The following is a 23209-nucleotide window of genomic DNA, read 5'->3' as shown; positions in this document are numbered from 1 at the left end:
TGAGGACCAGGCGGTCAGATCGAGCGTCCCGGCGTTCCCGGTGACGGCCGCCGCTGACCGAAATCCCGTCCGACCTCCGAGCGCGAGACTGGGTGTCCGGGAGCATCGGCGTCAAGCAACGCGATCACGTCGCTGGACTGAGTGACGAGCGTCGCCTGGCCCTGTCGGATCAGCTCGTTCGTCCCGCTACTGGCGGCGCTCGTCACCGGACCGGGCACAGCCCCAACACCTCGGTCGAGGTCTCGTGCCGCGAGGACGGTGGTCATCGCCGCTGACCGGGCACTGGCCTCGGGAATCACGGTGGCGCCCGACAGCGCCGCCATCAGCCGGTTCCGGGCGATGAACCTGTGCCGGGTCGGCGCGGCCCCTGGCGGCACCTCGCTCACCAGCAAGCCGACCTCACCAACTCGGCGTAGTAGGTCGCCGTGTCCGGCAGGGTAGGGCCGGTCGACACCGCCGGCCAGAACCGCGATCGTCTGCCCGCCGGCCGCGAGGACAGCGCGGTGTGCGGCTCCTTCGATCCCGTACGCGCCTCCGGCGACAACGATGCGTTCCTCATCAGCCATACCTGTCGCCAGCTCGCCGGTGATGTGCTCGCCGTAGGAGGTGGCGGCTCGGGAGCCGGTGATTGTGACGCGATCGCTCAGCGCCGTCGTCAGGAACGAAGCCGCCCCACGCGTCCACAGCAGATAGGGGGCACGCTCACCCAGGTCGTTCAATCCGGCGGGCCAGTCCTTGTCGGCCGGGATGAGTGTGCCGAACCCGAGCCGTTCGGCCTGAGCGATCTGATCGGGCAGGTCGGGCGTGATCCGCGCCGCCAGCCGCGCGCGCCACATCAGCACGTCGGCGCGCGGCAGGCCGGGCACGTCGTCGGAGTCGATCAGCCGTAGCGTCTCGATCCCGTTGTGATGGGCGAGAACCCGGCCGGTGGTCGGGTCGTTGGGTTCGGCGATCATCGACAGCGCGACCCGCGCTATCCGCTCACCCTGTACCTGCTCCGCCAGCGCCGCCATGATCGGTGTCCTCTCACTCCGAAGGTCACCGACGAGGTACACGCCCGCCCACCGACAGGGTTCCCTCTGTCGCACGCCCGTCGTACGCTGGATGACGAGGCAGGTTCGCCAACTACGCGGGTCCTTCGGGACAGCCCCTCTGAGGGCACTCGGTTCATAGCCGCCTCCACGACGGAACACCGTCGCGCTATGACGAGGAAGAGAGACCCGCGATGCTCCGCACATCCGTTGCGCTCAGCGCACGAGGCTACGGCGTACTCCGCTACGCACCCACCAACCTGCTCATCAACGCCATCCGCACCAGACGCGGCCTCAAATGGGGCATCCCCGCGATGCTCCTCGCCGTGCCCTACCTCTACGCCGCCGCGATCTGCACCACGATCATCAACGACGGCGGCGCCGGGTGGCTCTACCTGCTAGTCCTGCTGTTCGTCTGGAACGCCTTCAAGTTCCTCTGGATCGGACCAGTCAGCCTTCTACTCATGGCCGGTCGAACCGCTCGCGCGCGGAGAACGCACGCCTGAACCACAAGCGACGGTGGCGCGTCTCCGGCCATTGCCGGCCCCCTCGTGACAACCTAGACACACGTGGGAGCCGGAGGTAAGCACCGACAGGAGGCATGATGCGGCGCGTGAGAGTTGGTCGGCACAACGTCGGCGTTTCAGAGGTGCTTTCGTCCTACTGGCACTTCGCGGCCGAACGGCAGCACGTGTATCACGCGAGGCTACGCGGCGAACCTGGCCCATGGACCGATGACGTAGTCCTGTCCAAGTATCGCTTCACTAACGCCTACCGCGCCGCCGACCGCGTATCACAAGATCTAATACGTATCGCCTACGAGGGACCCCAGGACCCCGAAAACCTCGTCTTACGCGTTCTACTGTTTCGGTTCTTCAACAAGCCATCGACATGGGAAGCGTTGGAATCAAGATTCGGTCAGATCACAACATCCACATTCGATGTCGATGCCTACAGCAAGGTTCTCGACGCAAGAATTGCTACCGGCGAGAGAGTTTACTCTGCGGCGTATATCGTTCCGCCCCCGCCGTTCGGCGCGGTTCGGAAGCATCGCAACCATCTGCTGCTGACCGAGCACATGATCCGTTCCGGGGTTGCCACGCAGATCGAGCACGCTAGGTCCCTTAGCCAGGTCTTTGAGACGATTTCGACGTTTCCTTCACTCGGTCCTTTCCTCTCTTATCAACTGGCGATCGACCTCAACTACACCTCGGTGATCGACTTCGATGAGAACGACTTTGTCGTGCCTGGACCGGGCGCGCGCAGTGGTATCGCGAAGTGCTTCCCGCAGCTCAATGGTGTACCTCCCGAAGACATCATCCGATGGATGGTCGACACGCAACAGGCGCAGTTCGAAGATCAAGGCATCGTTTTTGACGATCTATTCGGTAGAGCTTTGACGCTCATTGACTGCCAGAACCTGTTTTGCGAAACCGACAAGTACGCGCGAGTAATGCACCCCAATGTGCGTGGAGTCGGCAGTCGCAACAGGATCAAACAGCAGTTCGCACCGCAAGGCCCGCCAGTAAGGCCGTTTTTCCCCCCAAAGTGGGGCATCAACCAGCGGGTCGCCGGCCGTTCGAACGCGCTCGCATCAGCTACCTAGCGCGTCGGGCTCAATGCTGCAACCGTTGAGTTCGTTCGAGATACTCGCGCGCGGCGGCGGCAAGCCGGCTGTCTCCAAGTTCAACTAGCTTGTCGTCTAGGACGCTGGGTTCGGCTCCACTTTGCGCGGACCAATATAGATCGATCATTCGAATGTATGCGAGCAGGAGCGGGTCGGTGAGGTTGCAGTCGAGCGCCGCGAGGTCTTGGCCAGAGCGGATGCCGGCCTCCAGACGCATCCACTCGGCCCACGCCGCGGGGGCGTCCTCCCAATCTGTGTCGAATTGCGGCTGCCCTGTCGCGTCGGACGCCGCCGGGCTCGGCTGACTGGCTAGAAGTCGTGAAGCCCGGTCGAAGTGGCGCTCGTAGAGATGCAGGGAAGAGCTAAAGAAGACCAGTCGCCCAGGCATACATCGGAGCCACCGCGACATCACTTCAAGCAGTAGTGTCCACTCGAAAGCGTTGATGCCTGAAAATCCCCACCATATGTCAGTGCTGCGGGCAGCCACGTGGAGGTCGAGATGCCCATCCCTCATGAGGAAGTGAAGCCAGTTGTTGCATGGGATATCTCGACTCTCCACGAAGTCGCGATCGGGATCGTAGATGCTCGCGACGGCACGCCGCGAGAGCGGGTCTCTCCGGAGAATCTTCACAATCTCCGCGAGTTGATCCACGCCGTTCCAGCTTCGGAGCCGGAGGCCGTACCCAGCACGCCATGTCAGGCCATCATCCGAGAAGTCGACCGCGCGCTCTAAATAGGCGCTGAGAAAGCTCAAGTCGTTTCGGCCCGCCAACACCCACATGCTCTCCGCTATCGAGGCAAAAACGTTGTTGTTTCGGTGGGGGAGCACAACGTGGCGAGACCGAATGTCAGACACCTCGATGAGTCGCGCCCGCAGCTCGCGGGTCCGCTCTCCGCGGACCTCAACAAGTTCTCCAGAGTCAGCAACGGCATGCAACTCGGCTAAGAACGCCTGCTCCACATCTCGATAGACGGCCACCGCGCCTCATCGATTCTCAACTCGGGCAGCAAGTCCGCGATTCAGAAGCGTCTCAGTCACAAACGAGTGTGTCTCTTCTTCGCTCGCTACCGGGACGACAACCGCGGACTCGGCATACTCGTCCAAGAGTGCTCGATAGCCATCCTGTACGCCCGGAGCGTTGTTCGGGTCGAGGTGGTGGGGTTCGAGGAAAACGAACACAATAGACGGCATGATTGGCGACCAGATCGTGTCGATGAGTTCCTTGAAGCTCGACTCAGGGAGTCCTGACTGCTTCACTGATCCGCCGTACCAGCCGTAAGCGAGGGTGGACCACCACCAACGATCCAGAATCAAAGATCGCGTCTCCGCAGCTCGCTTGAGATCAGGCACCGACTCCGCATGGCACGCGAGATGCGCTAGCTGCTGGGCGAGGCCTGACCTGGGCTTCTCGTCAGCGGTCTCGCCCTCCAGCGCTCTGTACACACGCTCGGTGAACGTAGTGAAGCCGCTTGGCATGTGAGCGAACACCGTGGACTCCGCGTCGAGCGAGCCACGGAGGCGGTTCAACTGAGTCGACTTACCAGTCTGATCGAGGCCCTCGAACACGATGACCGCACCGCGACGGATGGTGAGATCAGTCTTGGCCATCACCAGCTCCTTCGCTCAGCCCAGCGTGGCTCCCGGGATGTGTCAGAGGTCACCCCTAGCATCAAGCTATGCGACAGAACCGGGATCACGAGGGAGGCGCAGCGGCGCGTCGCCTTGGCGACCCGTGGCGCGAGCTCCCCGATGCTGGCCGCGGCTACCTGTCTGTCTACTTCTCTGAGCCCCTCGCCCGATGGCCAGTTCGCGAGATCACCCGACGTGCGGATAACAAGAGCGACCCAAACATCGAGACCGGAACATACGGCCTGTTCTCCACCTGTGAGCCGTCCATGCGAAATCGGATCGTTCTCGATGGCGCGGCCACCATCTTCTTCCTCACGACACGCAAGCCGCACCAGGGGAGAGTGATCTCCGGGTATTACCACGTTGGCTGGTACACGGAAGGCACCCAGGGTGCGGTCAACCGCGACTACGCCCTCGCTGCCGACAAGATGCACTTCATAGACCCCATCCTCGCGAGCGATCTGGCAGAGCCGTTAGCAGCGATCTGTTCTACGCAGTTCCGCACGATGAAACCGATCGATGTTGAGACTGTGGCGACTCTTCGCCGGATATGCGACGAGCGCCCTGACCGCACAGCCGAATACTTGGGGGAAGTCGAGCGAATCGAAGCGTTCGCGCGTGCTCGATCAGGCTACGCGTATCCGTCGTGGGGGCGAGAGGCCGGATTTAGCTGGGCAGACGCCCCCGAGTACTACCAGACAGACGCTGAGCTCTCGAAGGTGCCCAACAGTTCCAGGAACCGCAAGTGGCGATGCCGAGAGTGCGGATATGTCATCAAGAGCGGCGCACTGCTGAAGAAGTGTCCGTTGTGCAAGCAGATGGCAACGCTCGCTCCCGCCGAGGAGGGCGCATGACCCGTCGAGTCTTTATCAGTTACCAGCATGCCGATCAGATGAAAGCCCGTGGCTTGAACCTGATGACGTACAACAAGCACGTCAACGTTGACTTCACGGGACGGCACCTGCTCGACCCCGTGAAGAGCCAGGACGCGGATTACATCAGCCGAAAGATCAAGGAGCGGATCAAAGGGTCATCGGCCACAATCGTTCTCATCGGGAAGGAGACCTCCCAAAGTGAGTGGGTCGAGAAAGAGATCCAGTGGAGTAAGGAACAGGGAAAGGGCATCATTGGCATTCGTATCGATCCCGACGCCCCAGTCCCCGAAGGGTTGACAGAGTACGGCGCTGAAATTCTCGACTGGAACACTCCAGCAGATGTCAATCAGTTTGACGATGCCATCGAGCGAGCAATCGCAGCGACGAGCCGCGGTAGGTCGATGCCCACCAACACGATGAGTACATGCACGCGATGAGCAGTCACAACAACTCCCGCGGGCCAGGGAGCATCACGTTGCCCGTTATCCACGATGCGGCAAGCGAAGCGTCAGGGCGCGGACAAACAGCGTACGTCCGGCTAAGCGCCTCCCGACTAGTTGCGCTTCTAATCGCAACGCTCGCCGCGGCGCTGGGCATCGCCATCGGAAGTTTCGACATCTCTGGCCTTGTAGTGCTTCTCGCGTTCGTAGTAGCCGCACTAGCCGAGTTAGCTTTGATCCGATTTCAGCCCGAACGCGACTGGTACGCCGGACGCGCGGTCGCCGAGTCAACCAAGACACTCGCATGGCGTTTCGCCGTCCAGGGAGAGCCTTTCGGTCCGACTCTCACTGAACAAGAAGCTGAGGCACTGCTTCGAACCCGAGTCAGCGAAGTCTTGCAACGTGGCAAGGACCGAATCAACGTTGGTCCTGGCGATGCGGTGCTCACAGAGAGCATGCTCGATCTCCGTCGATCTTCATTCTCCGAACGCAGAGACGCTTATCTCGAACAAAGGACAGAAGAACAGCGCGCCTGGTACTCGTCTAACGCCCGGAAGAACGAGGTCCGTGCTACGGCGTGGCGCTATGCGCTTCTTCTTGGTGAGTTGCTGGCAATCGTAGCTGCCGCTCTTTCCCTAGGTCGCGACGAGCCGTTCGACTTCGCCGGCATCGTCGCTGCGTTCGTTGCAGGAGGAGCCGCCTGGCTGGCGATCAAGCAACACTCCCAACTGACCTCCGCGTACAGGGTGGCGGCAGGTGAACTGGCCGTTCAAGCAGATGTTCTCCGCGGCGTGAGCGCTAAGGACTGGCCGCAGGCGGTGGCGGATGCTGAGGAAGCAATCAGTCGGGAGCACACAATGTGGCTGGCTACCCGCGGCGAGGAGCCGTTGCCGCCTCCCCACATAGGCAGGGCTTGATCGAGACTTCGATCGCAACGTGAGGTCCGGGCATTGTGGTGCTATCGAGGAATCGCAAGAGCGCCCAGACATCTGCGGCGGTTGGATTCGGGTCACAGCACGCCGCAAGTGGGTTCGGAGGTGCTGCTGAGCGCCCTCGACCCGGTCAACCTCGGCCCGCCTCGGAATCTCGTGCGCGGATCAATCTGGGTGCTCGGGCACTTGAAGCACCGCTCATTGGGAGACGCGGGAGGCGGTGGCGGAGGGGGACCAGAAGGGGACCAGAATCATGCAAACCATGCATCTCGTGACGTGCGCTGCATGACCTGAGGCCCGGAATCACGCGGATTTCGGCCTCGACGACGCCGTCTGGACGCCTGGGGGTCAAGGGGTCGCAGGTTCAAATCCTGTCATCCCGACGGTCGAAAGAACACGAAGGGCTCTTGCGAATTGCAGGAGCCTTTCGTGTTCCTGCTTGCAGCCCGTGAAAGGCCCACACCGCCGTGTACTCCCTCCTCCTCGCGATCATCTACATCGCCTTCATCAGTCTCGGTTTGCCCGATTCGCTCGTCGGCGCCGGATGGCCGATGATGCACCAGGATCTCGGCGTTCCGATCGCTTTCGCCGGCATCATCACGATGATCATCGCCGGTGGCACGATCTTCTCGAGCCTCGCCTCGGAGCGGGTCACGCGCCGGTTCGGCGTCGGCGTCGTGACCGCCGTCAGCGTCGGGATGACGGCGGCCGCCCTCGTCGGCTTCTCGACCTCCGGCTCGTTCTGGATGCTGTGCCTCTGGGCCATCCCGTACGGACTCGGGGCGGGTGCCGTCGACGCGGCCCTGAACAACTACGTCGCGGTGCACTATGCCGCCCGCCACATGAACTGGTTGCACGGATGCTGGGGTCTCGGCGCGTCGATCAGCCCGTTCATCATGAGCTTCACCCTCACCTCCGGCTGGGGATGGTCCAGCGCCTACCTGATCGTCGGCATCCTGCAAGCGGCACTCACCTTCGCGTTGCTCATCAGCATCCCGCTGTGGGGCAAAGTCAATCCGGTCGCCCTACCCGCGCACGACGACGGCGACGAACCCGCCGATCGCGCGCACGTCCCGCTGGCGCAGGCGCTCCGCATCCCGGGCGTGCTCCTGATCCTCACCGCGTTCTTCGCCTACTGCGCGCTGGAGAGCACGGCGATCCTCTGGGCGTCGAGCTATCTCGTCACCGATCGCGGTGTCGCGCCCGCCACCGCGGCGGCGTTCGCGTCGCTTTTCCTCCTCGGCATCACCGCGGGGCGCTTTCTCGCGGGCTTCTTCGCCGACCGCGTCGGTGATCAGCAGCTCATCCGCGGCGGATTCGTGACAGTCGGACTCGGCGCCGTGTTGCTGGCCCTCCCGCTGGAGACCACCGTGGTCGCGCTCGCGGGACTGGTCATCCTCGGGCTCGGATGCGCGCCGATCTATCCCGCGATCATCCACTCCACTCCCGTGAACTTCGGGCGTCGCAACTCGCAGGCCATCATCGGCATCCAGATGGCCGCGGCGTACACCGGCTCGACGTTCGCTCCGCCCCTGTTCGGCGCGATCTCGGCGTGGACCGGCATGTGGATCTTGCCGCTGTTCCTCGCCGTGCTCGTCGCGCTCGGCCTCGTCATGTCCGAGCGCCTCAACGCTCAAGTGCGGCGCCGCGCCGCGATCCGCTAGGCAAAGCGGCGGTCACAACTCCCGTCAGGCCCAGACGTCTTCGATCGGAATGTCCCGACCCAGCACGTTCTGCGCGGCGCGGTGGCCGGAGAGCATCGCGCCCGGGACGGTCGCGGGGTCATCGCTCCAGGTGGCCTCGCCAGCGAGGTGCAGCACGCCGCCGATCGGCACGGCCAGCTGGTCGTGTTCCTCGGGGAGTGAGCCGATCGCCATGTACGCGTAGGCCCCGTGCGAGAACGGGTCATCCTGCCACGCGGTCATCTTCACCCCCGTCGGCTCGGGAGTGTCCGCACCGTACAGACGACGGAGCTGTCTCATGACGTCCTGGACGACGTCTGCGGCATCCCACGCCCGCGTCTGCGCGGCGGCCGGGCCCGCGGCGAACGTGAGCAGAGTGGGCGTGCCGTGGAGGGCCGACAGGTCGTACCAGGAGTGCCACCAGCGCCCCTCGGGGCCTTGCTGGCGGATCGCGTAGACGCCGTCGTCCCAGAACTTCTCTCGGAACGTGAGGAAGATCTTCTCGAACGCGTTCATCTTCAGACGGCTGAGCGGATCGGCGTGGCTGTCGGGGAGCGGGGGATCGATCGTGAACGCGCCGGAGGTGAGCACCCCGATCGGGACGGTGACGATCGCGCTCGCCGCCCGAAACTCTTCGCCGTGGGCGGTGCGGACGGTGACGCCGTCGGCAGACCAAGACACGGTGTCGACGACGTGGTGCAGGCGGATGTCGAGTCCCTCGGCGATGTGCGTCGCGAGCTGGTCGTAGCCGTCCGGGAAGACGACCTCGTCGCCGTTCACGGTGTCGTCGTCGAGGCCGTGCGCGCCCATCTCTTCGATCCACACGCCGTACTGTTCTTCGGCGCGATGCTCGACGTACTCGCGCACCCGCTGTGTGCGCTCGGGGCTCCAGCCTTGGTGGGCAAGGACGACCTCGGTGACGTCGCGGTACGAATCTCCGGGGGCGGATGCCGCGATCACCTCCACGAGCTCAGCATTCACCGCGTGAATGTCCGCGACATACGCCGCTGCCTCGTCGTCAGTCAGCCGGATGCCGTCGGGGGAGTAGTGCGCGATGGGCCGACTGTCGGGCTGATAGCCGCCGACGGTGAACTCCACCGTCCGCATGCCGAACGCGGTCGCCGCCGCGGCCACCGGACTGTCGTCGATGCCGTGGATCCACGATGCCCCGCGATCGGTGGGGTCGCCGTCCGTCCGATCGGTCCACGTGCGACCGCCGATCCGGTCACGCGCTTCGAGCACGACGACCCGCTGCCCCGCTCGCTGCAGCAGCTTCGCGGCCGTGACGCCCGACACCCCCGCGCCGATGATGATCGTGTCGAACTCCGCCATGGTGTTCTCCTCCCACCCGTTCTGACGCTAGCGGGCCGCGGGCGAGGAATCGACCCTCAGCGTGAGGCTCGAAACGAGCGTGGCACCCCGGTCGGCATAGACCTCCGAGAACGCAGTGAAGGCGTACGAGCCGATCGTCACGCCGGACACATCCGTGAGGTGGTCGCCCATGAGGGCGGTGAGGTCGGCTGCCGGTGCCGCCGTGGCGACGGCCTTGACCGTCAGCTCGGGTGCGTAGGTGGGTGCGAGCTGCGCGGCGAACAGGGCCGCCTGCCCGCCCTGCGAGTGTCCCCACATCACGACATCGGTACTCGCGCCGGTCTCCGTCAGCGCTTCGGCGGCGCGGACGGCATCCAACATCGCGTTGCCGGCGGTCTCGCCGACGAGGTAGGAGTTGGGTCCATCGGTGCCCATGCCGACGTAGTCGGTGGCGGCCACGACATATCCCCGATCGAGCATGAACCGGAGACCCTCGATCCCGACGTCGACACGACGATCGCGCCGGTGACATCGGTCGTGCGGTACATGATGCGCCAGGCGCGGGCGTCGAAGGGCACGCCGATGAGTTCTTCGCTGCGGATGATGCTGCCGGGGGCGCCGTCGGTTGCACCGGCGGGCTGTTCGTAGAACGCGGCGAGGGTGGTGCGTTCGATTGCGTCGCCGATGAGTCGGAACTCGAACGCGGCAACCACGCACGCCACGAACGCCAGCGTCAGCGCGAGGAACCGGCACCCTTCGTCATGGTCACATCAGGGCGCACGTCGACGCGGGCGCGTCGCCGCGGGGGTGTCGGGGATTATTCACGGCCCAAACCTTGTGTGGTCAGACCACAAGGTGCATACTGGGAGAAGAAGGCCGAGAGACACGATCTCGACCCGGTCAGCAAGGGTACGGATGCTGCCATCCGTACCGGGTGAGGAGAACCCGTCATGTCCATCTCGATCGATGCTCTGGTCGATAACGCGCAGGTCGCGCTCGCAGAGTATGCAACCTTCACACAGGAGCAGGTCGACCACATCGTGCGCAAAGCATCGGTGGCCGCCCTCCATCACCACGGCGACCTCGCCGTCATGGCTGTCGAGGAAACCGGCCGCGGCCTGTTCGAAGACAAGGCCGTCAAGAACATGTTCGCGTGCGAGCACGTAACGAACTCGATCATCAAGCAGAAGACGGTCGGCGTCATCTCGCACGACGCACTCACCGGCATCACCGAGATCGCCGATCCGGTGGGCGTCATCTGCGCGCTCACCCCTGTCACGAACCCCACCTCGACCGCGATCTTCAAGTCGCTCATCGCGTTGAAGACCCGCAATCCCATCGTCTTCGGGTTCCACCCGTCGGCACAGAACTGTTCCGCCGCCGCGGCGAAGATCGTCCGCGATGCGGCCGTCGCTGCCGGCGCACCGGAGAACTGCATCCAGTGGATCACCGAGCCCTCCATGGAGGCCTCGGGTGAGCTCATGAACCACCCCGGTGTCGCACTCATCCTCGCCACCGGCGGCAACGCGATGGTCCGTGCGGCCTACTCGTGTGGCAAGCCTGCGCTCGGCGTCGGTGCGGGCAACGTTCCCGCCTTCATCGAGCGGACCGCCAACGTCGGTCGCGCCGTCAACGACATCGTGCTGTCGAAGTCGTTCGACATGGGCATGGTGTGTGCGTCGGAGCAAGCCGTCATCCTCGACGCGCCGATCGCCGATGAAGCGCTCGCCGAGTTCGACCGCCTGCACGCCTACCGTGCCACGGCAGACGAGAAGCGGATGCTGGAGGAGTTCATCTTCGGTATCGCCGCCGGCAGTGAGAACTGCGCCGGCGCTAAGCTCAACCCGACGGTCGTCGGCCAGTCGCCGCAGTGGATCGCCGAGCACGCCGGATTCTCGGTTCCCGAGGACACCTCGATCATCCTCGCGGACGTCTCCGGCGTCGGCCCGCACGAGCCGCTCACGCGCGAGAAGCTCGCTCCGGTGCTCGCCGTTCTCCGTGCGGCAACGCCCGCTGAAGGCATCGACCTCGCGCGTCAGATGGTCGACTTCGACGGCCTCGGGCACTCGGGTGCGATCCACTCGAACGACCAGCAGGTCATCGCCGATTTCGCCGCGGTCGTCAAGGCCGTCCGCATCATCGAGAACAGCCCCTCGGCGCTCGGTGGCATCGGTGACATCTACAACGCCTTCATGCCCTCGTTGACCCTGGGGTGTGGCTCGTACGGGCACAACTCGGTCTCCAACAATGTCTCGGCGGTGAACCTTTTGAACGTCAAGCGCGTCGGACGGCGCAATAACAACCTGCAGTGGTTCAAGATCCCGGCGAAGACCTACTTCGAGCCGAACTCCATCAAATACCTCGCTGACATGCGCGGCCTCGAGCGAGTGACGATCGTCACCGACCAGACCATGACCCAGCTCGGCTACGTCGACAAGATCATGGATGTGCTGAACCGTCGAGAGAACCGCGTGCAGGTGCAGCTCATCAACCAGGTGCGTCCCGAGCCGAAGGTGTCGGAGGTCAAGGCCGGCGCCGAACAGATGCGCCAGTTCAACCCCGACACGATCGTCGCTCTCGGTGGCGGTTCGCCGATGGATGCCGCCAAGGTCATGTGGCTGCTGTACGAGAACCCCGAGATCGAGTTCTCCGACATGCGCGAGAAGTTCTTCGACGTGCGCAAGCGCGCCTTCACCTTCCCCGAGATGGGGAAGCTCGCAAAGCTCGTGTGCATTCCGACGACGTCGGGCACCGGCTCGGAGATGACCCCGTTCGCGGTGATCACCGACGACGAGACCGGCATGAAGTACCCGCTGGCCGATTACGCGCTGACCCCGTCGGTCGCGATCATCGACCCCGAGCTCACGCGTGTGCTGCCCGGTTTCCTCGTCGCTGACGCAGGGTTCGACGCGTTGACTCACGCGACCGAGGCGTTCGTGTCGGTGTACGCGAACGACTACACCGATGGCCTGTGCCTGCACGCGATCAAGCTCATCTTCGAGAACATCGAGCGCAGCGCCAAGGCTGTTCCCGGATCGACGGATGCCGCCGACATCAAGGCTCGCGAGAAGATGCACAATGCGGCATCCATCTCGGGCATGGCGTTCGGCAACGCGTTCCTGGGGATCGTGCACGCGATGGCCCACGTCACCGGTGCCACCTACAAGCTGGTCCACGGTCGCACGAACGCCGTCTACCTGCCGCACGTGATCCGCTACAACGGTACGGTTCCGACCAAGCTCACGAGCTGGCCGAAGTACGAGCGCTACATCGCGCCCGAGCGGTTCCAGGAGATCGCGAAGCACCTGGGGCTCCCGGCATCCACGCCGGAGGAGGGCGTCGAAAGCTACGCCCGCGCCGTGGAGGAGCTGCGTGACCGCGTCGGAATCGAGCGCTCGTTCCAGGCTCAGGGTGTCGACGAGACCGCGTTCATCGCGGGTCTGCACGACCTGGCGATGGCCGCCTACGGCGACCAATGCGCACCCGCCAACCCGCGCATGCCGATGATCGCCGACATGAAGACCCTCATGGAGGCCGCGTACTACGGCACCTCGTTCGCCGAGGTGCGCGCCGCCCGCCGCGGCGCGGAGGTCGAGAGTGCGGCCGTCACCGGCACCATCACGGTGCAGGGCAAGGGCCGGGCGAAGGCTCGCGCCTGATCGAGGGATAGGACCAGCGAGGGCCGGGGGAGCATCCCCGGCCCTCGCTTTCGTCTGACGGTGGGGCCACGGCTGGGGCTGGCGTTGCGGGCCGTTTCGGTCACCTTGCTCTCTGTGTGGCGACGAATGTTGCCCGGGATGCCGGGGCTGCGCGCGCGGCGGGATGCGTCCGCCCGGTGGTCGAGCGCCGCGCGCTCACTCCGGTGGTCGAGTGGCGTGCTGCAGGCGCGGTATGTCGAGACCACAACACGCCCCGCCGGAGTTCGCGCCCTTCCGGAGCGGGCCAGCCCGATATCGTCGTCCCTGACGCTCTCAACCCGCACCCGACAGGAAGATCGCGACGACGATGAAGGCATTCCAACGGGTGCTCCGCGCGCCGAGTGTGCGCGAGGCGATGAGCCACATCCCCGATGTGTTCTACGAGCGCTTTGCGACGGTTGTCCTCTTGTATTGGCTCGCAGCACCACTCCTGCTGTGGGCCATTGAACAGCCCACCGGTATTTCAATCGGGATGCTCGCGTCGATCGATCTGCAAGTCGGAGTGGCTGCGCTCGCCCTGGGGGCGTTGCTGATGATCGATAGGTTGCTGGGGCGAGGACTGACGTTCGATCGGTCGTTCCTCCGCGAGCAGCTTCCCTTCCTGCTCCTCTTGGCCTTCATCGCCTGGCTAGTGATCGCCTCTCTATTGCACCCGACCGATGCGACGTGGCGCGGCGATGGCTATCGGCGCGAGTCCGTTTTCGCTTATGCCAGCTACGTCGGGTTCTTCTTTCTCGCGAGCCGAGTGTTCCGCCGCTCGCTACGGCGGTTGATCGTGGGCGGCGTCTTGGCTCTGGTGACGATCACGTGCGCCGTGACGTTGTTCACCGTGGGTTCTGGTGTCGTTGCGAGCGGTGTCTGGTCCCTGCCGCGCGGAGTGAGCGCTTACTTTGAGAATCTCAACCACTACGGCTACATGCTTGCTGTCGGGGGAGCTATCGCCGCGTGCGGAGCACTTCTCGCGGTTCGCCGGCCGATGCGGATGCTGTTGCTCGGCGTCTTCGGCTCCATCCTCTTCACACTTCTCCTCAACGACACACTGGGCGCGTATGTCGCCCTGGCCCTCGTTGGCGTTGGTGTCATTGGGTGGCTCGTGGTCCTCGGTCGGCTCTTCGTTCGAAGAGCGCTTGCGCTCATCACGGTTGCCGCTGTCGTGCACATCGCCGCAGTGTCGGGCGGGGTGGGGATTCTCAGTGAACTTGTCTCGCTGGGCGCGGACGCACAGGCAATCTCGTCAGGCGAAGACGCAGACGCCTCGGGTTCGGGACGCTGGGGTCTCTGGGTCCAGACGCTGGACATGATTGCATCCAGTCCGTGGTTCGGGAACGGCATTGAGAGCACGGCCGACCTTCTCGCGGGCGGCTACGGACGCCCGCACAATGAGTACCTCCAGTACGCGGCTTTCTTCGGCGTGCCAGCGCTGACGGCATATCTCGGCGCGTTGATTGTCGTCTTCCGACGGGTAGCGCAGCAGGGGAGGGCTGTCGACAACATCACCGTGTATGCCGCGGCGGCGGTCGCGACCTATCTTGTATCGGCGTTCTTCGGTAACACCATGTACTACACCGCCCCCTTGGTGTTTCTTCTCCTGGGCGTCGTGTGGAGCGGTGTGCGCACGCCACGTGTTGCTACTGCACTTACTCCTCGCCAACCGTTGTCTGTCGAAACAGCTGTGCCCCGCCCTTGAGGAGTGGGCGGCGCCGCATTGCGGTCATCTTTCGTCGTCACAGCGTCCCGATCGAGACCAATGGTGCCCGGAACAGCATGAGCCGAGGTCGCAACCGTACGCTGGCCCTATGAATCACAAGCCGCTCGGCCGCACCACCCGTTCCGTCTCGTCCATCGGCCTCGGCACCTGGCAACTCGGCGCCGACTGGGGCGATGTGAGCGAAGATGACGCACTGGCGGTGTTGGCGGCATCCGCTGACGCGGGCGTTACCCTCTTCGACACCGCAGACGTCTACGGCGACGGCCGCAGCGAGCAGCTGATCGGGCGTTTTCTCGCGTCGCGCCCCGGGCACGACATCACGGTGGCGACCAAGATGGGGCGGCGCCTCGCGCAAGAGCCAGCCAACTACACGCCCGAGAACTTCCGCGCCTGGACTGAGCGGTCGCGCCGCAACCTCGGCGTTGAGACGCTCGATCTCGTGCAGCTGCACTGCCCGCCGTCGGCGGTGATCGACGCCGACGCGACCTACGACGCGCTCGATGCCCTCGTCGCGGACGGCGCGATCGCCGCCTACGGTGTGTCAGTCGAGACGTGCGCGCAGGCGCTGTCGGCGATTGCGCGGCCGAACGTGACGAACGTGCAGATCATCCTGAACCCGTTCCGGCTGAAGCCGCTCGACGAGGTCCTGCCGCACGCCGTGGATGCCGGTGTCTCGATCTTCGCGCGAGTGCCGCTCGCGTCGGGCCTGCTGAGCGGCAAGTACTCGACCACGACAACCTTCGCCGCGAACGATCACCGCGCGTACAACCGGTACGGCGAAGCGTTCGACCGCGGCGAGACGTTCTCGGGTGTGGACTTCGCGACGGGCCTCCAGGCGGTGCAGGAGCTCTCCGCAGCGGTGCCGGAGGGCCTGACGCTGCCCGCGGCGACGCTCGCGTGGATCGCTTCGCGCCCGGGCGTCACGAGTGTGATCCCCGGTGCCCGCAACATCGCGCAGGCCGAGTCGAATGCCGCCGCCGGGGAGATCGACGTCGACCTGTCGGGCTTCGATGCCGCCGTGACCGACGTCTACGACCGTCTCCTGCGTACCGACATCCACCCCCACTGGTGAGAAGCGGTTCACGCCGTTCCGGGCCGCTTTTGTCGTCGTGAGTGGACAATGGTGACCGATTGTGCCCGTGATGTCGGCAAAGGCGCGACGATAGAAGCGTGAGCAGAGCACCCTGGATCGTCACCGCGCTCGCCGCCCTCGGCGGTGTGGCGCTGGTTGCCGCGGTCGCCCTTGCCCCGCCGCCGTACGCGGAGGCAACACTGGCGCCCGCCGATCCGGTCGCCTCGGTCGCCTCGGCGACGGAAGCCGCCGCCGCTCCCGCCTCCGGAGTGGTCATTGGCGCCCCTGAGAATTCGACGATCTACGACGTCGCGACCCTGACTCAGATCGACGTGTGGTCGGTGACGCCCGCCATGCCCGTCGATGACGACCCATTCGGGCCGCTTACCGGTGAGCTCGCTCAGCCGCTCGTTGCGGCGCCGATCTTCGCCGACCCGACGGGGGAGCCCATCGGATACCTGCCACGCGAGGCTGCGTACGGCGGCACCACCGTCCCGGTGATCGCGCACGACACCCATTGGGTGAAGGTCATGCTGGCGGGGCGGCAGGGGGTGCCGCCGGAGGGGAACGCGGCGCAGACCGTGGGCTGGTTGCGCGCCGCCGACGTCGAGCTTCGCCCGGTTGCGGAGTACGTCGAGGTTCAGCTTGCTGCGCATACGATCGACATCATCACGGATGCTGGCGCCGAGCGCGTCGCCGACGACTTCGCCTGGGGCAAACCCGCGACACCGACACCGGTCGGCCGCACATTTGTGATGTGGACGACGGTGGTGCCCGAGTTCGCGTACACACAGGGACACCCGCTGACCTATCTCGGCGTGCAGTCGCCGGCCATGGCCGGCTTCGATGGGGGAGAGGCCGCGGTGACCGCGTTCCACTACTACAAGGTGCGGTCGGGCGACGTGTCGTTCGGGTGCATCTACCTGGATGCCGCGGCCACGGATCGTGTGGCTCAGCTTCCGCCCGGCACGCCCGTGATCATCCACCCGTAGGCATGCCCGCCGTTCACGCCCGCGGCTGATCGAGTGTGCGTGCGAAGGGGGTGTGTATCGAGATCACCGCGAGTGGCTCAGCTGGTCTCGGTACACCCGCGGCCGCGCCGCGGGCACTCGACCAGCGGTGGGTGAGTAGGGCAGCTCAGAAGGGAGCGACGTCGATTGCGGGGACGAAGCGAACTGTCGCGGGCGGGCGGTCGATGTATCTTCGGCCGGTCGGTCCGGTCCACTCGAGTACACCGTGGCCGAGCTGACGCACCCGCCACGCAGTGCAGTGTTTGACGACGTGATGTCGGCGGCAGAGACACGCCAGGTTGCGGTGATCGGTTGCGCCACCGTCGGCGGCGGCCACCGTGTGATCGACATCGCTTTGGTGTACGCGCCTGCGGCATCCCGGCGTGCGGCAATGCTCGTCGCGCGCGGCTAAGTACCGCTGAAGCTGTGCGCTCGGCCGGTAGCGATCGACGGCCAGCGGTTCGCCCGTGTAGGGATCGGTGAAGACGCGATCCCATCCGGGGGCAAGCCCCGCGATCCGGCGGGCGAGATCAGGGTCGATGGGGCCGTAGCCGGCGAGGAGGGCCGGTCCGCCGGTGGGATCTCCGGCGAGAGTGAGCGCCGGCACAGTGACTTGCACACGTCCCATGATCGCGCCGAGGGCAGCGTTGTCGTCGAACGACGTCGGGACTCCGGTAAGCAGCAGCTCGCAGAGCAGATCGGCGCGGACTTGATCGAGTGTGCGCGGGTCGGGTCGGTGTGTCGTCGACTCCGCGCCAAGGGAGGGCTCTGTGCGAAGAGTCGTGGTCGAGGCTGCGCCATCGGGGGGAGTGCCCGCATCCGATTCGGCCTCAGCACGTCGTGCACCGGAGCCACCCAGCACGCTCCGACCCATCGTGGTGAGGCGGTCGTGCGCCGCATGGAGGAGTGGCGCGGGGCCGTCGACGATGAGGCGCGCGAGACCTTCGTCGAGATCGTAGAGGCGCACGGCGCGCTCTTGCGCGGCAGCGCGAGCGCGTTCGGCAAAGGCTTCGGGGCAGATCGTCGCAGCGATCGCTTTGGCCGCGGCGGTCATGCGGGCGGGAGACTCTGTCGCGGCGACGTCGAGGGCCAGGCTCTCGTAGCGTGCGCGATCGTCGGTGTCCGAGAGGAGCACGCCCGTTCGGACGATCGCGGTGGCGTGGGCCGCATCGATCTCACCGTCGGAAAGCGCCGTGAACGTGCGGGCGAACTGGGTGGTCAACAGGAAAGCATCCGAGATGCGCGCCTGCACCGTGCGGTCGGAGACCCGCATCGCGGCGCCGAGCTCGAGCGACACCTCGCGAAGGGGGAGATCTGAGCTCGAAAGCCCGCTGCGACCAGTGCCAGTCGCCTCTTGGCGCAGTTGCGTGGCGCGATCGGAGATCACGTCGACGGCTTCAGCGAGAACGGCGGCCTCGGCTGCCTGCGCGGCCGCCACCATTCGACGCGCATTGAGTACGCGATCGACCAGCCGGTCGAGAACCGGCCACGGCGACTCTTCGTGCACGCTCATGCCCACTACCTCCACACCGAGCGACGTCGGCGGAGAACCCGTTTCGAATGTGGGCACATACGGGGCTTCTAACGCCCATAGTAGTACATAGATACGACACGCGCAAGAGGAATCTGGTCCCGTCGTCGCTATGCTGTGCGCATGCATCTGGAGTTCGCGAGCGAGGTCTTCCGATGGTCTGCGCGTCGTGAAGATTTCTATCTGGCCGAGGTTCCTGCCGATCTCAGTGCGATGATTCAGGAGATGCCGCGCCCCACGCGCGGGTTCGGCTCGGTGCGCGTTGCCGTCACGGTCGGCGGTTCCGAATGGCGCACGTCGCTCTTTCCCGACGCTGAGAGTGGTACGTACGTACTACCACTCAAACGAGCGGTCCGGGATGCCGAGGCCATCGGCGACGGCGATGTGATCGCGATTGAGATCGATGTTCTCGACGTATGAGGTGTAGTTACTTCGCTCAGTTTTCACATGAGTAACAAATTTCTCATTGACAACAACATGAGAGACCTCTAATGATTAGTCCCGGAGAGGGACGAACGTCCTCGCGGCGGCCATACCTCATCCAGCTCAGCACAGTCTCGGAATCGACCTGAATTCGAGACGTACCCGATGTGCGTCCTCCCCCGGAGCGCTCGCTGGCGTGCCTGAGCGCCCTGTTCGATTTCCCCCACATGGAGAGGCACGCGCATGCGCAGCACCGTCCGCAATTATGTCCAGGCCGAGAAGGCCCGCCGCGAAGAGAACGGTGACGAGGGCTTCTCGCTCATCGAGCTCATCGTCGTGGTGGTCATTCTCGGCATCCTCGCCGCAATCGCCATCCCGATCTTCGCCGGTCTGCAGGACCAGGCGCAGAAGCAGGCGCTTCAGACTGTCGCAGCGAACGGCGCCACCGCGGTCGCTTCGCAGATCGCATCGGACAACGCCGCGGGTATTCCTGACGAGCTGACGCAGCTCAGCAAGGACGGCATCGCTGTCACTCTCGACGGTGGGACGCCTGCCAGCGTAGAGGACGTTTGCGTAACTGCCACGAAGACTGAAGGTGGTTCGTGGGCGAAGGCCGGTCCGGGCTGCACTGGAGACCTGGTCAGCTCGTAACCTAGGTCCAAACTCGTCAAGGCCGGCCCGTTCCCGACGGGCCGGCCTTGACGCACCCCCACATTTCCACCGCACTCCCCCCGGAGGTGCCGCGTGTTCCAGCGCCACTACGACGAAGGCTTCAGCCTCGTCGAAGTCCTCATCGCGATGTTCCTCTTCGCGGTGATCTCGCTGGCGGTGCTCCCTCTTCTCATTTCTGCTGTCAGCCTGAGCGTCGTCAACCGTGACGTCGTCTCGGCCACCGCACTCGCGAACGATCGCGTGGCGCAGCTGCGCGAGAGCTTTCCCACGGCGGCCGATTCGACCAGAACGTGCGCGGCCTTGACCGCGGCACTCACCGACATGAACGCAGACGACACCGTGCCAGCGGGGTTCACGATCGCCGCCGAAGCCTTCGTCGACGCGGGTCAGGCAGCGGTGTGCCCGACGGGTGCGGACGCGTACCCACGCGCCGTCCTGGTGACCGTCGTCGTCGATGACAGTGCCGGTGGCACGTCGACCGTCTCCACCCGCGTCACGGTCGGGGCGGCATCATGACGCGACAGCTCGCGCAGGACGACGCAGGGCTCACCCTCGTCGAACTCATCGTGACGATCGTCGTCAGCGGTATCGTCCTCGCGCTCATCGCGATCACGTTCGTCAACGGCATGGTCGCGCAGCGCGACGGCGTGATCCGTGACAACGCGACAGGTGCCGCGAACGTGGTATCCCGCAGCCTCACCACTTCGGTCCGCAACGCCACGGAGATTCGCGTCAACGATGCGGGCACACGTCTCGACGCCGTCTTCATCGCGCCCGACGGCACACCGGAGTGCCGTGCGTGGGAAGTGCGAGACGGTCGCCTCGTCTACCGATCCGATCAGACAACACCGCTACCCGCCGCCGACGACACCTGGGGAACTCTGGCGAGTGGCATTGAGGGAACCATCGACGGCACCGCGGTCTTCGGGTGGGACGACAGCAAGAATCTTCGAATCGGAATGACGATCACCATGGAGGGCATCACGGCACCTCTCGAGAGTGGCGTGACCGCGCAGGCCGTTGGTGGAGGGGGACTCACATGCTGGGACTGAGGGCGCGGGTGAGTCTTTCGCGTGACGAGGGATCGGCGCTTGTCACCGTCTTGATGGTCATGCTCGTACTCACGATCGGCGGACTCGCGCTTTCTGCGATCGTCGTCAATACGTCCGGCATGGTGACGGACAGTCGCAGCACGGCCCAATCGCGTGCCGCGGCGGATGCGGGTCTCGCGCAGGCGCTGGCGGTCGCTCTCCGCGATGGCGAGATCTGCGACCAGGGTCCGATCGAAGTGGCGCCGGTGAATGGAACGCTGGACGGCGGCGCGACCTACGCGGTGACGCGTGACTGCGTCTCGGTCGAGGGGCGAGCCATTTTCAGCGCCGTGGGGCGCGCACCAGGCGGCGCGATCACCACCACCGAGGCCGTGTACGAGTACACGCCCGCACCCGCGGTCATCAAGGAGCCGGCCCTCATCACCAAGGCGCCGCTCAACCTGAGCGCGCTCAAGATCCAGGCCGTCGACCCCGACGAGCCGGCGACGGTCTGGGTCATCCCCGAACCCGGCGTCGCCGGTGACTTCACGTGCGACTCCGGAGGCGCGATCGCGGGATCCGTGTACCTGCCCGCGGGCACCGTCCGCGGTGTCGGCGGATGCGTCGTCGCCGGCGATGTCTATGCCGAGGGTGACGTCACGATCGATCGCGGTACCAAGATCGGCGGGGACCTCGTCTCGCTCAACGGAAAAGTGTCGATTTCAGGCGGAAGCACAGTCGGAAAGGGTGTGTACGCACGCAACGACATCACACTCTCCGGCGGTCCGAAACTCCACGGCGATGTCGTCTCGGTCATGGGGAGCGTCAGCGTCAACGGTGGCATCACCATCGATGGCAGCATCCACGCCAAACAGAACGTCGTGGGCACGAGTACCGGCGCCAATGTGGTGCAGAGCATCTACGCGGGGGGCAACCTGACACTCACGGGCGGCGGTCCGGTGGCGCGCGATCGCATCATGTACGGAGGTGCCTTCTCCTATTCGAGCGGCACCGCGGCGTCGTGGGCCGTCAACTCGGTCACGCGCACCCCGCTGCAACCCGTCGTCAGCGTCCCTCAGCTCCCCAGCGCGCCCGAGTGGCAAGGGATCACGAAAGCAGACTTGGACTCGCTCGTGTCGAGCGGCATGTTCGAAAAGATCACGTGGACCGGTGCCTGCGCCTACGACTGGTACCCCGAGCATGAGATGGTCGCCAAGATCAAAGCGCTCACGAAGCCGACTCTCATCGACGCCACGCACTGCGCTCAGGTGGACATGCACAAGTACAGCGGAACGACGTCGCTGAAGACGGATGTCATCTTCGTCGCCCCGTCGTTCAACATCGAAGACCAAGATTTCGAGTCTGCTGATGGCGCCGCGCACCGCATCTGGTTCATCGATCCGGAGGTGCCTGGTCGGACGTGTGACACCGTGCCCCCCATCAGCATCGATGGAACCAACATGAACCCCGGAGCCGGTGCCTCGAAGATCTCTGCCATGATCTTCACCCAGTGCACGGTCGACTTCCCCAACAGCGGCGAAGGCTGGAAAGGGTCGATTCAGGCCGGAAAGATGACCGGAAAACCGAACTTCTGGTACACCCCCGTCGGGTTCCCGGGAAGCACGGCCCCCGGCGAGGACGAGGACAGCGAGTCGGGGACGGAAGCAATCCTGGGCGACCTGATCTCGCGTCGTGATGTGGCTTCCCCGTGACGCCGCTCGCGATCTATCTCCTCATCATCGCCGGCCTCTTCGGCTTGATCATCGGCTCGTTCCTCAACGTCGTGATCTATCGCGTCCCCGCGGGCATCTCACTCACTCGGCCGAGTCAGTGTCCCTCGTGTGATGCGCCGGTGCGGCCCTGGCAGAACGTGCCGGTCGTCTCATGGCTCGCTCTGCGCGGGAAATGCGCGAACTGCGCCGCGCCGATCTCGGCGCGGTATCCGCTCGTCGAGCTCGCGACCGGCGGCGCGTTCGTCGGCGTGGTGTGGATGGCGCTCGACGCCGCGCCGATCGCGACTCCCGCGCTGGTGCTCGTCACGCTCGCGTATCTCTACCTCGCGGCGATCAGCATCGCGCTGACGCTCATCGACCTCGATACCCGGCGCCTCCCGAACGCGATCGTGCTCCCGAGCTACCTCGTGCTGGGTGTGCTCTTCACCGCCGCGTGCGTGTTCGGGGCCCCGTGGGAGAACCTCCTCCGCGCCGCAATTGCCGGCGCCGCGCTCTTCGCCTTCTACTGGCTGCTCCGGGCGATCCGCCCGGGGGGCATGGGCGGGGGAGACGTCAAACTCGCGGGCGTGCTCGGCATCGCGCTCGGCTGGATCGGCTGGGGCGCGCTCATCGGCGGCGCCTTCGCCGCGTTCTTGATCGGCGGCGTGGTCGGCATCGCGCTCATGCTGACCCACCGCGCGACGCGCAAAACCGCCGTGCCCTTCGGCCCCTTCATGGTCGTCGGTGCCTGGCTCGGAATCGTTGTGGGCGAACCGATCGCCCGCTGGTATGTGGGAATGCTCTCGCTCAGCTGAGCGACGGCG

22 protein-coding genes are annotated in these 23209 nt (G+C 65.1%); 16 read left to right on the top strand and 6 right to left on the bottom strand.

Annotated elements, in window-relative coordinates:
• Nucleotides 1-14: 14 nt before the first annotated feature.
• Nucleotides 15-1013 (bottom strand): DNA-processing protein DprA, encoded by a 999-nt coding sequence (locus tag Q0653_RS04750; protein ID WP_146357639.1) that lies wholly within the window; start codon nt 1011-1013, stop codon nt 15-17.
• A gap of 212 nt (nt 1014-1225) precedes the next feature.
• On the opposite strand from Q0653_RS04750, the gene Q0653_RS04745 reads away from it, so the two are divergent.
• Nucleotides 1226-1537, top strand: a complete 312-nt coding sequence (locus Q0653_RS04745; protein WP_146357637.1) for a sulfate permease — start codon at nt 1226-1228, stop codon at nt 1535-1537.
• Nucleotides 1538-1632: 95 nt separating this feature from the next.
• Complete coding sequence (locus Q0653_RS04740) at nt 1633-2637, top strand: nucleotide kinase domain-containing protein (protein ID WP_225792833.1); 1005 nt, start codon at nt 1633-1635, stop codon at nt 2635-2637.
• Nucleotides 2638-2647: 10 nt separating this feature from the next.
• Here Q0653_RS04740 and Q0653_RS04735 read toward each other — a convergent pair whose 3' ends face one another.
• Both Q0653_RS04735 and Q0653_RS04730 read right to left on the bottom strand, forming a co-directional pair.
• Nucleotides 2648-3637 (bottom strand): thymidylate synthase, encoded by a 990-nt coding sequence (locus tag Q0653_RS04735; RefSeq protein WP_146357635.1) that lies wholly within the window; start codon nt 3635-3637, stop codon nt 2648-2650.
• 6 nt (nt 3638-3643) lie between these two features.
• Nucleotides 3644-4267 (bottom strand): hypothetical protein, encoded by a 624-nt coding sequence (locus Q0653_RS04730; RefSeq protein ID WP_146357633.1) that lies wholly within the window; start codon nt 4265-4267, stop codon nt 3644-3646.
• Nucleotides 4268-4335: 68 nt separating this feature from the next.
• On the opposite strand from Q0653_RS04730, the gene Q0653_RS04725 reads away from it, so the two are divergent.
• The 4 genes from Q0653_RS04725 to Q0653_RS04710 all read left to right on the top strand — a co-directional run bounded on the left by Q0653_RS04725 (nt 4336) and on the right by Q0653_RS04710 (nt 8199).
• A complete protein-coding gene (locus Q0653_RS04725) occupies nt 4336-5142 on the top strand; it encodes a rubredoxin-like domain-containing protein (protein ID WP_146357631.1) in 807 nt (268 codons plus the stop codon).
• Nucleotides 5139-5600: a TIR domain-containing protein gene (locus tag Q0653_RS04720; RefSeq protein WP_192575933.1), complete on the top strand. Its 462-nt coding sequence runs from the start codon at nt 5139-5141 to the stop codon at nt 5598-5600. The genes Q0653_RS04725 and Q0653_RS04720 overlap by 4 nt, the downstream gene beginning before the upstream one ends.
• Nucleotides 5588-6520, top strand: coding sequence for a DUF4231 domain-containing protein (locus tag Q0653_RS04715; RefSeq protein WP_146357627.1), 933 nt, complete (start codon nt 5588-5590; stop codon nt 6518-6520). Before Q0653_RS04720 ends, Q0653_RS04715 begins: the two co-directional genes overlap by 13 nt.
• Nucleotides 6521-7002: 482 nt before the next feature.
• Nucleotides 7003-8199 (top strand): MFS transporter, encoded by a 1197-nt coding sequence (locus Q0653_RS04710; protein WP_298942966.1) that lies wholly within the window; start codon nt 7003-7005, stop codon nt 8197-8199.
• 24 nt (nt 8200-8223) lie between these two features.
• Here Q0653_RS04710 and Q0653_RS04705 read toward each other — a convergent pair whose 3' ends face one another.
• Together Q0653_RS04705 and Q0653_RS04700 are read right to left on the bottom strand one after the other, a co-directional pair.
• Complete coding sequence (locus tag Q0653_RS04705) at nt 8224-9549, bottom strand: NAD(P)/FAD-dependent oxidoreductase (protein ID WP_298942965.1); 1326 nt, start codon at nt 9547-9549, stop codon at nt 8224-8226.
• A 27-nt stretch (nt 9550-9576) separates the two neighbouring features.
• On the bottom strand, nt 9577-10008 hold the full coding sequence (locus Q0653_RS04700; RefSeq protein WP_298942963.1) for a lipase family protein: 432 nt from the start codon (nt 10006-10008) through the stop codon (nt 9577-9579).
• 470 nt (nt 10009-10478) lie between these two features.
• Here Q0653_RS04700 and adhE point away from each other — a divergent pair, with 470 nt between their 5' ends.
• The 4 genes from adhE to Q0653_RS04680 all read left to right on the top strand — a co-directional run bounded on the left by adhE (nt 10479) and on the right by Q0653_RS04680 (nt 16998).
• Nucleotides 10479-13187: a bifunctional acetaldehyde-CoA/alcohol dehydrogenase gene (adhE, locus tag Q0653_RS04695; RefSeq protein ID WP_298942960.1), complete on the top strand. Its 2709-nt coding sequence runs from the start codon at nt 10479-10481 to the stop codon at nt 13185-13187.
• Nucleotides 13188-13533: 346 nt separating this feature from the next.
• Entirely contained in the window at nt 13534-14913 is a 1380-nt protein-coding gene (locus Q0653_RS04690) for an O-antigen ligase family protein (protein ID WP_298942959.1), read from the top strand.
• A 109-nt stretch (nt 14914-15022) separates the two neighbouring features.
• Nucleotides 15023-16006, top strand: a complete 984-nt coding sequence (locus tag Q0653_RS04685; RefSeq protein ID WP_298942956.1) for an aldo/keto reductase — start codon at nt 15023-15025, stop codon at nt 16004-16006.
• A 98-nt stretch (nt 16007-16104) separates the two neighbouring features.
• Entirely contained in the window at nt 16105-16998 is an 894-nt protein-coding gene (locus tag Q0653_RS04680) for a L,D-transpeptidase (RefSeq protein ID WP_298942954.1), read from the top strand.
• 145 nt (nt 16999-17143) lie between these two features.
• Here the strand turns inward: Q0653_RS04680 and Q0653_RS04675 are convergent, their stop codons facing one another.
• On the bottom strand, nt 17144-18529 hold the full coding sequence (locus tag Q0653_RS04675) for an HNH endonuclease signature motif containing protein (protein WP_298942952.1): 1386 nt from the start codon (nt 18527-18529) through the stop codon (nt 17144-17146).
• A 141-nt stretch (nt 18530-18670) separates the two neighbouring features.
• Here Q0653_RS04675 and Q0653_RS04670 point away from each other — a divergent pair, with 141 nt between their 5' ends.
• The 6 genes from Q0653_RS04670 to Q0653_RS04645 all read left to right on the top strand — a co-directional run bounded on the left by Q0653_RS04670 (nt 18671) and on the right by Q0653_RS04645 (nt 23200).
• Nucleotides 18671-18967 carry a DUF1905 domain-containing protein gene (locus Q0653_RS04670; RefSeq protein ID WP_298942951.1) on the top strand — a complete coding sequence of 99 codons (297 nt, stop codon included), beginning with the start codon at nt 18671-18673 and terminating at the stop codon, nt 18965-18967.
• Between the two features lie 246 nt (nt 18968-19213).
• Entirely contained in the window at nt 19214-19621 is a 408-nt protein-coding gene (locus Q0653_RS04665) for a type II secretion system protein (RefSeq protein ID WP_298942949.1), read from the top strand.
• A gap of 93 nt (nt 19622-19714) precedes the next feature.
• Nucleotides 19715-20158 carry a prepilin-type N-terminal cleavage/methylation domain-containing protein gene (locus tag Q0653_RS04660; protein ID WP_298942947.1) on the top strand — a complete coding sequence of 148 codons (444 nt, stop codon included), beginning with the start codon at nt 19715-19717 and terminating at the stop codon, nt 20156-20158.
• Complete coding sequence (locus Q0653_RS04655; RefSeq protein WP_298942945.1) at nt 20155-20694, top strand: prepilin-type N-terminal cleavage/methylation domain-containing protein; 540 nt, start codon at nt 20155-20157, stop codon at nt 20692-20694. Before Q0653_RS04660 ends, Q0653_RS04655 begins: the two co-directional genes overlap by 4 nt.
• Nucleotides 20682-22385: a hypothetical protein gene (locus Q0653_RS04650; protein ID WP_298942944.1), complete on the top strand. Its 1704-nt coding sequence runs from the start codon at nt 20682-20684 to the stop codon at nt 22383-22385. The genes Q0653_RS04655 and Q0653_RS04650 overlap by 13 nt, the downstream gene beginning before the upstream one ends.
• Nucleotides 22382-23200 (top strand): A24 family peptidase, encoded by an 819-nt coding sequence (locus Q0653_RS04645; protein WP_298942942.1) that lies wholly within the window; start codon nt 22382-22384, stop codon nt 23198-23200. Before Q0653_RS04650 ends, Q0653_RS04645 begins: the two co-directional genes overlap by 4 nt.
• The last annotated feature ends 9 nt before the right edge of the window (nt 23201-23209 follow it).

Source organism: uncultured Microbacterium sp. (assembly GCF_947488465.1).
Lineage (GTDB): Bacteria > Actinomycetota > Actinomycetes > Actinomycetales > Microbacteriaceae > Microbacterium.
Note: the sequence above shows the minus strand (reverse complement) of the source record. Positions and strands in the feature narration are given on the sequence as shown.